Origin of the sequence: Paenibacillus azoreducens, from assembly GCF_021654775.1 — a bacterium.
Classification (GTDB): Bacteria; Bacillota; Bacilli; order Paenibacillales; family Paenibacillaceae; genus Paenibacillus_AQ; species Paenibacillus_AQ azoreducens.
This window is the reverse complement of the sequence record NZ_AP025343.1, coordinates 1,261,470-1,273,041: the sequence shown is the minus strand read 5'-3', so window position 1 is coordinate 1,273,041 and position 11,572 is coordinate 1,261,470. Positions and strand designations below refer to the sequence as shown.

The following is an 11,572-nucleotide window of genomic DNA, read 5'->3' as shown; positions in this document are numbered from 1 at the left end:
TCCCCCAAGAAAGGAGGAATCAGCTTGCGCATTGTACTATTGTGCGGGGGATCCGGAAAAAGGCTGTGGCCTTTATCCAACGAGGTTCGCTCCAAGGTGTTTCTTAAGCTTTTGAAATCCGAAGCAGGGGTCAGAGAATCGATGATCGAACGGATATGCCGACAATTGGATGAGGCGGGGTTGCTTCAATCCACATGTATCGTCACCCATCACAGTCAAGTGGAAATTACGCGCAACTATGTTGGCGAGCATATCCCGATCCTGGCCGAACCCTATAAAAGAGGAACCTTCACAGCTGTCGCCTATGCCGTAAGTTATCTTCATGAGAAACTGCAAGCAGATCCAAATGAAACGGTTTGTATTCTTCCGGTAGACACTTTCGCAGATACCGCGTTTTTCCGGCTGCTCCTTCGCTTTCCCGATGTTCTTTTGCATTCTAAAGCAGATCTTGCTCTCCTCGGAACAAAACCTACCCATCCTTCCGATCAGTTCGGCTATATCGTTCCAATTCTGCCCAAGGAGAATGACGAATATTTTTTCATCCGCCAATTCATAGAAAAGCCTAACGAACAAACGGCCTCTCGCTTAATCGGGCATCACGCGATGTGGAACTGCGGCATATTTGCATTCCCCTTGAAGTTCATGCTGGCGTATTTGAAGGACAAGGGGCATCCGACCCAAGTTGAGCATTGGCTGGCTAATTACGAACATCTTGCCAATACCAGTTTCGACCGGGAAGTCGTGGAACACACACTGCCTGCTGTTGTCATGAGATATGACGGCTATTGGAATGATTTGGGGAGTTGGATGGCGCTCAGCGGTCATTTCGAGAACAAAGTGATTGGATCGGGGCGAATTTCGGATGACTCCTCGAATACCCATCTCATTAACGAACTTCCCTATCCTATTGAAATTATCGGCGTCTCTGATCTCATCGTTGCGGCAAGTTCTGATGGCATCCTGATCGCTAACAAGGATAAAGCCAATCAAATCAAGGAAAGGCTCGAACATGTACCGCAGATTCCAATGTATGAAGAGAAAAGATGGGGATCCTATCGGGTCTTGAATTATTGGAAAGATGAAACGGGAATGGAAGTCATGATCAAGAGGGTTAAACTCACCCAAGGAAAATATACGAGCTATCACCGGCATCTGAAGCGGCAGGAAATCGTGACGATTGTAACGGGCAGCGCGGAGATCCTAATGGAAGGTAGGCTATATAAACTGCAGGCGGGCGATGTTTTACAAATCACAGCTGGATTCAAGCATGGAATAAAAGCAATTACTGATCTTGAACTGATGGAAGTCGTGTTGGGGAAGGATCTGGCTCAAGGGGATGTTCATCGTGTTGCGATGGAGTGGTAGGAAGGTATGGGGCCGCCCTCAAGATCTACAATCTTTGGGGACGGCCTCTTTTTTTGATCGCTATAGCGGACTCTTATTTTTTACCAGCCAAAAACTCGTCCAACTGACGCTGCACCTCGGCTACATATTCATCAATGCCTGCTTTCTTCAGCTTCTCAATGGCCTTGGGATACCCTGTTTCAAAGTCCACAAAACCGGAACGTATAGCGGCCAAGTCTTTGCCCGTAACTTCTTTCAGAGCCGTTTCGATCGATTTGACTTTCTCGTTATTAAATCGGAAGCCGAGTGAAGCGGATCGTATAGCTTTGTCATCCCAGCTCTTATACTTATCGATGGACTCTTGCGACACATCCGGCCCGAACATTTGGTAATTTTGGTTTCTAAACATCCATTCATAGAAAAATTCGTTAGAGGTCAGTTTTTTGATTCTTCCATCCACAATTTCGTAGTCCTTGCCTTCGACGCCATAGAGAGCAAACAAATAATTTTCCTTGGACTTATAAATCCAGTTTATAAACTTCATCGCACCTTCAGGATTTGGAGCGTTTACGGGTATGCCCAGAACCTCTCCGCCCGTGGCCGTAATATAACGCGGTTTATCCTCCGCTAACAGGTACGTTTTAACTTTGGCGTTCGGTGCATTGGCTTTGAGTGCATTAATGATTTCCATTTCCTTGCCCACGGATCCTTCAACCCATAAATACAAACCTGTCTGCATGCGGGAGTCTCTTTCATTGTATTTAATGGTCAGATCCTCCGTGTATAATCCGGCTTTATACATTTCACGGTTAAACTTCGCTACTTTCTGGAAAGCCTCTGATTCATAATAACTATATGCTTTTTTGCTGTCTTCCCCGAATACGACCAAATCCTCGGAGGCGATCCAGTTATATTGTTCATCGCCAAAATACCTTGTTAACGGTTTAAAAATAATGTCGGCTGGCCCTTTCATTTCAGGGAACTTGGCTTTCGCCTTGGTTGCAAATTCTTTCAGATCATCGGCGGTTTTGATGTCGGTCATCCCTACGGCTTCGAGGATATCCTGACGAACGGCGACCAGCTGATACATGGCGGAGGAAGGTGCGTACGCCGATGGAATGCCATAAACCTTGCCGTCAATCGTTGCGCCTTGAAGCTGTTCCTTCGGCAACACTTTTAACATATCCTGACCATATTTCTCGATTAAATCATCCAATGCCATCGCTTGCTTCTTGTTCACGATCGTAGAAAGATCCGGGAGACCATCCCAATACAGATCGATCGGTTCATTGGCGGCCAGCATAATATCTTTTTGCTCCCAATATTGGGCCCACGGCACAAACACAACCTCTACCTTCAAACCAAGATCGGCAGCCATTTTTTCCGCAAATTCATTTTTTAGAAATTCGCTCATCCGATCCGTTTCCTCACCAGGGTACAAAATCCGGATGGTTTTGAGTGCGGCATTCTCTGTTCCTTCCTTTTTGTCGCTGCCGCAACCTGCCATCACCGAAACGGACGCAATCAATAAAACCAAAAAGATAAGCATTTTCCTTGCTTTCATGAATGATGACCCTCCCTAATAAAATGGTTAATCTATGTTAAAAGCCTGGATCGGCCAGTAACCATACACCGTTTATTCCTTGACTGCGCCGGTCATGATCCCGTGCACGAAGTATTTTTGAATGTAAGGGAAAAGGAAAATGATCGGTCCGATCGTAATCACCGTAATCGCCATCTTCACCGTTTCAGCGGGCAAGGTGATATTGCCTGAAGCCCCTGATGGAATGCGTCCGGAACTAATGGCATTGACGTTGGACAAAATGTTATAGAGATAATATTGCAGCGGAAATAAATCGCGATCATTCACAAAGATCAGAGCATGCCACCAATCATTCCAGTATTGCAGTGCATACATCAAACCAACCGTAAGCAGCGCGGTCTTGCTTAATGGAAGCGCTACCTTAACATAAATCGTAAAATAATTGGCCCCGTCGATCTCAGCAGCTTCATATAAAGCGGGGGAAACGCTTGCAAAATACGTGCGCAGCAGAAACATATTCCACACGCTAAATATGGAAGGAAGAATTAAGGCCAAAATACTGTTCTTCAGTCCATAATAATTGACGCTCACGATGTACCACGGGATTAAGCCAGCCGAAAAGATAATCGTAAAGTTACAAATAAAGGCAAGTGTGTTACGGTATCTCAGCTTTTTGATGGATAGAGAAAATGCAATCATGCTTGTAATCAGCAAAGCGCCTGCCGTTCCCACAACAGTCACAAAAATGGTCACCCCGTAGGATTTCAATATTTTCATACCGCTGTTCACAAAGATATATTTATAGGTATCCACGCTGGGGCTAAGAGGAAAAATCGAATATCCGTTCCTCGCAATCGCCTGTTCTGAAGAAAAGGATACGCTTAGGGTTAAAATTAGAGGGTACAGACAGATAAGCGCAAATAAGCCAATGAAAACATAAGCTACGCCGATCACCAATCTATCGCCAAGCAACCTATTTTTTTTCATCATTAAAATAGACCCTCTCCGTCATTTATTTTCTTAGCAGATTGGTTCGCAGCCGTAATCAGGATCAATCCCATCAAAGACTGAAATAGCCCGATGGCCGTAGAGTAGGAAAATCCCAGCGTACGCATCGACTGATAAACATACGTATCGATGACCGTTACCTCATCCACCAGGACCGGATTGTTGCCGACGATGCCGTAAATCATGCCGAAGTCGCCATAGAAGATCCGTCCGATGCTCAGCAAGCTTAAGACGATGATCGTCGGTTTCAGCATGGGCACGGTTAAATGCAGGATTTGCTGGAGTTTGCTGGCGCCGTCGACTTTGGCCGCTTCATATAAGCTCGCGTCAAAGTTAGCCATCGCCGCCATATAAATGATGGAACTGTACCCACTCCATTTCCACACGCTCGACAAGATAATGATCCATTTCCAATACTTCGGCTCCGAGTACCAACTGATCGGATCCGCTCCAAAGAACTTCAGAATTTGATTGGCAACACCCACATCCGTGGAGAAAATGCCGTACAGGATCGCTCCCACGACAACCCACGATATGAAATAGGGAAAAAACATCATGCTTTGAGCAATCTTTTTGTAGGCTTTATGCCGGATCTCATTGATGAAAATAGCGATGCTGACCGGAATGATAATGCCTAAGATGAGGCTGAAAAAGTTAATATATAACGTGTTGTAAGTAACCTTCCAGCCCATGCTGTTCGCCGAAAAAAAGTATTTAAAATTGTCCAGACCGACAAATTTACTGCCAAAGATGCCGTCAACGACATTAAAATCGGTAAATGCCATCCATACGCCTGCAAAAGGGATATAGGAGAACATGATCAGAATAATAAGAGCAGGCACGCACATGAGATACAAGATTCTGTTTTTCTTTATTTCATATAGGAACCCCTTACCCACTGGATTCATTCCATCACTACCTTTGCATTGTGAATTGAGGATTTTGCAAGAATCCAAAGAGCGGCTATCAATCAGCAATATATAGGATGAAACGGTTTAGTTCGTCTATATATTGGACCCGGGAGCGGCCGGAATCGAATTTTGCAAAATCCTGAATTAAACGATTATGCCGTAACACTATGTTCAAGCTGCTCCTTGAGAAGATCAAGATCAATAACCGTGCCGGTCACCCTTGCCTCTTCCGCTGCATAAGCCATCAGATGACTTTCGACGGACATGTCAATGGAGGATCTGCTGTTGAAATCGGCCTTCTCCAAATTTTCCAAAAAGTCGTTCATCAGACCGGTATCGCCGCCATGATGCCCGCCGCCCATGGCTGCCGGCCGAATGATCGTTTGCTGGCTGGCCTCAGCCATATTGGAGTTAAACCTTGTGACTTCAATGATATTCGAGTAATCATCCGCGCGAATTTCTCCATGTTCGCACATGATTTTGAGCGTGCGGTGCATTTTATTGGTAAACCCGCTTAAATTAAACGTTGCCGTGACCCCGTTTTTAAACTCGATGACGGTCACCTGATGATCGCACACATCATTGTCCATCCGGTAAACGCAGCGTCCGTACGGACTCGTTTCCAGCGCCTGAAGCAATCCTTCTTCCGTCGGATCCGCCGAAACGACCGTAGCCGGCCATTGCCCTCGTACAGGCAGATATGCTTTTCTGGCATCGAAACGGCAGTCCGCAGCCACCTTGCAGTCCAGGCATCGCTCGGCGCTGCCGGCCGGCGCGTTTTCCTCTTTAAAATAAGCGAGGCTGCCATAGGAAGAGATTCGTTTGGCCCCGCTATCCACCAGCCAGGCTAGAATATCCATGTCATGGCAGGACTTCTGCATCATGATCGGACTCGCCAGATCGCTTCTTCTCCAATTGCCCCTTACAAAGGAATGGGCCATGTGGAAATTGCCGATGTTCTCGTTATGCTGAATGGTGATGATTTTGCCGAGCTCGCCGCTATCGATGATTTTCTTGATCTCCGCAAAAAAATTCGTGTATCTGAGTACATGGCATACAATCACTTTGCGGCCTTTTTCATTGGCTCTTTGTTGTATTTTCAAGCATTCTTCGGGACTTGGCGAAATGGGTTTTTCAAGCAAAATATCATAACCGATATGAAGCGCTTCCATTGTTTGCGCATAATGGTCCCGATCCATGGAAGAAATAATAACGGCATCGCAAATTTTACCAAGCCGGTAAAATTCGTCTACGGATTCGAATTGTCTCTCCAGAGGAATCTGAAACTCGTCCGCCGCCGCCTTTCTTCTGCCTTCATCCGGTTCAACGACCGCGACAATCTCCTCGCTTTGGTAAGCATGTCTTGTATAGATCATGCCTCGTTGTCCTGCGCCGATTAATGCTAATTTCAAATCCATTACCTCCAGTGAACTTGTATTTGTCCTATATAAGTTGAACCAACATTTATACGGATGGGGGCAGCCGGGTGAAATGTTCTTTCATTTCCACTAGTCTGCTTCCGGAAGCTTAGGGTCTTCCAATGGATAATACCCTTCCGGATCGTACGAATCCCATATATTCATCAGCGGATCTTCATCGGTGATTTCGACTTGGATCGTACCCATCTCATAATATCCATCTTGTTGTTGATTCCGTATATTCAGCGGGATGTAAGAACGGTCTTCGAAAAAGAGTCCCACACTGAGCGTATATTCACCCGCCGGCATATCCTGCAAAGGTATCATTTCGTTATGAACAAGATCCCCGGTTAACCATGAATCCGTTCCCCCAAGCAGCGGAAGCTCATAGGAAACCTCGCCCTGCTTTAGCTGCACCCATAATTGAAATTTCCGATAAATTCTCGAACTGCCCGTGTTGACAAACCAAAATCGCAGCGGTAAACTCCCGCGGCTGGATACGGTTTCCGGATAAGTCAATCTGCGCAAAGTCAGGTTATATCCAAGCCCTATATTCACGTTGGAGAGGCCAGCATGCCAGCGATATGCCTCGCGTCTGCTATGAGGACCGCAAGCGTCATCAGTCACATGGAGGACAACAGGATAACTCTTCCATACCTTCTGCAGATGGTTTCTGGCAAAAGCCTCGCAGCATTCGATCCAATTCTCCTCGCTGCATTTGACCAGCAGGCCGAATCCACGGCTGCGTTCTCTTAAATGCCGAATGAGTCTATCGTTCTGCAAGTCGGCAAGCAGCGTCTGCGTTTCGAAAGAATCGATATAAGCGTTCCATTCTTCCTTGCTGTCAGCCAAGGTCGAAATCACGACGGCTGCAAGGCGTCTGTCCGCGTCGATATAACTCCCGACTTTTCGGACCAAAGCCGCAAAACAATCATCGGCGTCATCCTTGACCCATCGAGGCAAGTCCGGTGTCAGGACTAGAGTAGGATTGTTTGCGGTATTAAGTGCTTCTTGAATCCCTTCAAGCCTATATTCTCCTCGGTCCGGCTCTAGTTCTTTCCACGAAAAGGCAACATATTCGAATAGGCCGTGGTTTGAAACATCACTTTTTTGGGATAAGGGCTCCGGCCGGATTTTTACGGTTTTATACTTCTCGTAGTTTTCGAGCGAATATCGGCTCATCCACTTACCTCCCTTAGATGGCTGTCAACGGTCTTGTGGAATTGCTCCATATCTGCGTCTGTAATATAAGGCATGCTGCCGATCCGTTCGATGTCTTCCTTCAATACAATCATGCTTAACGTGTTAAAGCGTGCGCCTGTCTGCATATAGGCTGCAGCCGCTTTTTGCAGCGAGGTTGTAAATCCGCCGGGGATGCGGACCGGATCGATGTTTCGGTCTCCAAAGACTTCATAGCGCAGCATCCCGTCCCCTTCCAGAGTCGGATAATTATAGAACTGTCGTTGAACGCAGACGATATTGCTTTTTTCGTTGTCCAAAATGAGCGATAACCGGGTATCATAAAGCCAGCTTGCGCTCCAGAAACCTTTGATGGGCAACTCCGGAAAATATTTATCATAGAATTCAATGGCCATGGACATGGAATTCTTCAGCCGTTCCGGCGTATATCCGGGCCCGGATGGAATGTGCAGCGCTAAAAGCATATCCCCTTCCCGAAGTGCCGGTTCCCATTCCTTTTTTAAGATCGACGTTGTTTCTCTTTCTACGAACCCCATCGGATTGATCCGGTTGGCTCTGATCGATTCACTGTTCTCCAGCCATTCTGAAGTGAAGCATCCATGCGGGTCATACACATCATTGATTCCATTTCGTTGTCCATCGCTGCGAAATTCTTCACCCGCGTGCCGAAGGGCAATCACTTCTTGCGTATTTACATGGCGGAACATGGTAAATGGATCCCCAAACCGGTATGGAATAAAATAAAACCGGTCCAACAAAAAGATGGAGCAAGTATAAAAATTCATCGCCCATGGAAAATCATGAACCTTGGCATCGCCGTGCGATACCATTCTTTCCAACTGAAGCTTCAGGGGCTGATGAGGGATTTGCTTATAGTACGCTTGGGGTACGGAACGTTTTTGCAGCATTTCCATGGAAGGGACAACACAGGCCAGCAGCAAAAGAAATGAATATAAATCTCCGTGTTGGTTCATGCATTCCGGAGTCATATTGGTATAGTGGGTCTCATCACAGCGATTGCGCGCAGAGCACATGTCCTCCACTAAAAATTTGGTGAAATGAAATAATACGGTATGAGTTTCTATCTCCTCAATCCCACGAATGATCCATTGCCGGGTATGTTCGGGAATTTGGTATTGCTCGAAGAGTTCGGACAGGAAATCGCGCGGAATGAGATGGGACTTGTCATCCGGATGATAGCGGTTATATTTGGCTTCCAACCCTTCAGGCAAATAATCAAAATTACAGATGGCCATACACTCGTTAAAATCTAGCTGCCTCTCCATTCCCTTCTTCCCTCCGTTCAACTAAGATCTTACCCATCGGGTAATAGCCTTGCGTGTATCCCTCGATCGCCAATCGGATATTTCCGATTTCTTTCACGCCGGTTTCGATGCCGATTTCCAAACGATACTCTCCTTCGGACATTCCGCCCGGCAGAGCGAAGCTTTCCTCCCAGGCAATGTCTTCGTCCGGCAGCCATTCCCGAATATCTTCTCTGCTATGCAGCGTATACGTTTGATCATGGCCGATAAGCCTTACCACAAGCGGATAACGATGATAGATCGGAGCCACTCCCACGTTGGCCCACAAAGCACGGATTTCCAGCTCTCCCCCCGCCTTCACGACAGAGTCATACGTAAACTTCCTTAGTTCGAAGCGGTATCCCATCTTGTTCAGCCAAGCCTTGACTTTCTCTTTCCACGGTTCCGGAACAATCGTCCCTTTGTTGTTAAAGGAGGTAATATGCCACTTCAACGTTTCTTGAATGATATAATCGATATCCCAGCCCTGCAGATACCAGTCATTCATATGCCAGCATGCTTCAAACAGCACCGGAGCCTTCTCCCAAGCATCGCCCATGTTAAAATTCTGAATATTCTGGGGGTAGAAATCGGTCATATGCGACCACGCTTTGCCATGAAATCCTCCCATATCCCCCAAGCAATCGACGCGAAAGCCCACTTTGGCTTTACGGTCCTTGATGATCCGGATCGACATCGAGTCATGCAGTAGCGCCTGAAGAGGCGTGATTTTAAACCCGTCGAAGTAGGCATCCGTAATTTGCTGAATCGCCTCCGGGTCTAAAAACTCGGTTCCCCCGCCTTCCCCCCAGGCCCCTACAATCGTCAAATCCACCGAACTGATGACCGGGTGCCCGTCAAACCGTGCGGCAAATGCCCTAATAAATTCAGACCAATACGCCACATACGGCGTTTCCTTCGGGTCTACTCTCCAGAAGGGAAAGTCGGGTTCCTCCGGATATTCCGCCCGAAACCATGCCGGTATATCATCCTCTTCGCTTAAAGCATAGGGCGAACAACGAACCACTGCCGTACATCCGATCGATTTGGGGTAGTCCAGCTTTTCCTCCAGCACTTCCCAGTTGTACACCCCTTGAGCCGTCTCCACGTCCCGCCAGCGCACGTTGCAGAAATACACTTTGCTGTCAGGATGGTTGCAGGTTTTGCTGTCTTCCGTGAACTTATATTTTCCCTGCTCTTCCCCCCGATTGTCATAAATACGCTCCGGGTCCCCCATTAACCCCGGTGCTGCCGTAAAACCAATGCCTGGGTTGCTAATCATGTCGTCTAATATCAATGGGTAAACCGTCACTGCTTTGTTCACGTTCTTTTCAGCTCCCTGCCATGTACGAATCAGAGATTGTATTTTGTTACGTTATTGTTACGTTATTAGTCGCGAAAACAAATATTTTGTTTAGTGATTTCATGTTATATCATACGTACGCAATCTTGCAACATTAATTTTAAAATATTGTAAAATTTCATGTTACATTCCGCGACACGGACAAGATATGGTTGATTTTAACCGTAAACACATGTAAGCTGTAAGAACGAAACAATATCACGCAACATTTCACGCAACAAATAAATAACAAGCAGGATAATTATTGTTTGAAGTGTAACATTCCTATAAACTCTAAATTAGTAACCTAAAAGGAGATTGTGCAATAGATGAGTACGATTCGGGATGTTGCCAAATTAGCCAATGTATCCACTGCCACCGTATCCAGAGTTTTAAACAATGATACGAAATATAAAATCACGGATGAAACAAGGGAAAGAGTGTGGCAAGCCGTTACGCAGCTTAACTATAAAATCAGTTCAAGCCCCAAGCGAAAAGTTTCAACCAAAGATCATTCCAAAAGCAAGTCACACATCAAAATCGGGTGCGTATTAAGCGTGACTAAAGATAAATACAATGATCCTTATTTCATGTCGATCTTATCCGGCGTGGAAGAACGCTTGCTCAGCGCAGGGTATAATCTTGACTTTATTCGGACCGGTATTGAACTGAATAACAATAAAATCTTATTCAATACCTTCAGTGAACCGATTACCGGTCTGATCCTCATGGAATCTTTGAACAACGAAACCTATGAGTACATCCGCAAGCAGGTGCCGTACATCGTGGGGATTGATACAGAACGCGAGGATATCGATAACGTGGGTTATGATCATTACCATGTTGCTTCGATGGCCGTCAACCACCTCATTGAAAAGGGGCACACCCATATTGGATATATCGGAGGAGGCGGATTAAGAGGCAACTTGAAAGGCAGCCGCCGCTATCAAGGCTACTATGCCACCATGCATGCTGCCGGATTAACCGTAAATCCCGATTGGGTGATGGATTGCATGTGGGATGAAACGGTCTGCATCGAACAAATCAATCATTTATGTCAAGCCAAGAACCTTCCCACCGCTTTCTTCGTCGGCAGCGATTTAATGGCCATGGCTGCCCTCAACGGCTTGTATAACAACGACATCTCCGTTCCTAATGAAGTGGCTGTTATAGGGCTGTCCAACATTGAGGTATCCAAATATTCTAACCCCCCGCTGTCTACGATCGATGTGCCAACCAAAGAAATTGGTATGGTCGCTGTCGATAACTTAATAGACAGAATAAACGGAAACCAGCTGCTGCCTAAGAAGGTTATTTTGCCTACCCGTTTGGTTGTGCGCAGTTCAACGTAATAACTGCAGCGAAACGCAAAGCGAACGAAGCGGCCATGGTCAAGCCCCCATTTAGTGGACACTGAAAAAACACCTCCAAGATTGTCCCTATATCTTACGACATAGTAGATTTCACTTGAAGGTGTTTTGATTTGTCTCACGCTATGGGGT

9 protein-coding genes are annotated in these 11,572 nt (G+C 46.3%); 2 read left to right on the top strand and 7 right to left on the bottom strand.

Annotation, left to right across the window (positions count from 1 at the left end):
- Positions 1-24 precede the first annotated feature (24 nt).
- A complete protein-coding gene (locus tag L6442_RS05430; protein WP_212977749.1) occupies positions 25-1,365 on the top strand; it encodes a sugar phosphate nucleotidyltransferase in 1,341 nt (446 codons plus the stop codon).
- Positions 1,366-1,438: 73 nt separating this feature from the next.
- On the opposite strand, the gene L6442_RS05425 is transcribed toward L6442_RS05430, so the two are convergent.
- The 7 genes from L6442_RS05425 to L6442_RS05395 all read right to left on the bottom strand — a co-directional run bounded on the left by L6442_RS05425 (position 1,439) and on the right by L6442_RS05395 (position 10,052).
- Complete coding sequence (locus L6442_RS05425; protein WP_212977750.1) at positions 1,439-2,908, bottom strand: ABC transporter substrate-binding protein; 1,470 nt, start codon at positions 2,906-2,908, stop codon at positions 1,439-1,441.
- Between the two features lie 72 nt (positions 2,909-2,980).
- The gene (locus L6442_RS05420; RefSeq protein ID WP_212977751.1) at positions 2,981-3,877 is read right to left on the bottom strand and encodes a carbohydrate ABC transporter permease; all 897 of its coding nucleotides are present in this window, start codon (positions 3,875-3,877) and stop codon (positions 2,981-2,983) included.
- Positions 3,877-4,803 carry an ABC transporter permease gene (locus L6442_RS05415; RefSeq protein WP_212977752.1) on the bottom strand — a complete coding sequence of 309 codons (927 nt, stop codon included), beginning with the start codon at positions 4,801-4,803 and terminating at the stop codon, positions 3,877-3,879. The genes L6442_RS05420 and L6442_RS05415 overlap by 1 nt, the downstream gene beginning before the upstream one ends.
- Positions 4,804-4,958: 155 nt before the next feature.
- Positions 4,959-6,224, bottom strand: coding sequence for a Gfo/Idh/MocA family protein (locus L6442_RS05410; protein WP_237100231.1), 1,266 nt, complete (start codon positions 6,222-6,224; stop codon positions 4,959-4,961).
- Between the two features lie 90 nt (positions 6,225-6,314).
- Positions 6,315-7,406 carry a DUF4832 domain-containing protein gene (locus L6442_RS05405; RefSeq protein ID WP_212977754.1) on the bottom strand — a complete coding sequence of 364 codons (1,092 nt, stop codon included), beginning with the start codon at positions 7,404-7,406 and terminating at the stop codon, positions 6,315-6,317.
- Complete coding sequence (locus L6442_RS05400; protein WP_212977755.1) at positions 7,403-8,710, bottom strand: acyltransferase domain-containing protein; 1,308 nt, start codon at positions 8,708-8,710, stop codon at positions 7,403-7,405. The genes L6442_RS05405 and L6442_RS05400 overlap by 4 nt, the downstream gene beginning before the upstream one ends.
- The gene (locus L6442_RS05395) at positions 8,688-10,052 is read right to left on the bottom strand and encodes a DUF4832 domain-containing protein (RefSeq protein WP_212977756.1); all 1,365 of its coding nucleotides are present in this window, start codon (positions 10,050-10,052) and stop codon (positions 8,688-8,690) included. Before L6442_RS05395 ends, L6442_RS05400 begins: the two co-directional genes overlap by 23 nt.
- Before the next feature lie 347 nt (positions 10,053-10,399).
- On the opposite strand from L6442_RS05395, the gene L6442_RS05390 reads away from it, so the two are divergent.
- Positions 10,400-11,422, top strand: a complete 1,023-nt coding sequence (locus L6442_RS05390; protein WP_212977757.1) for a LacI family DNA-binding transcriptional regulator — start codon at positions 10,400-10,402, stop codon at positions 11,420-11,422.
- Positions 11,423-11,572: the final 150 nt, after the last annotated feature.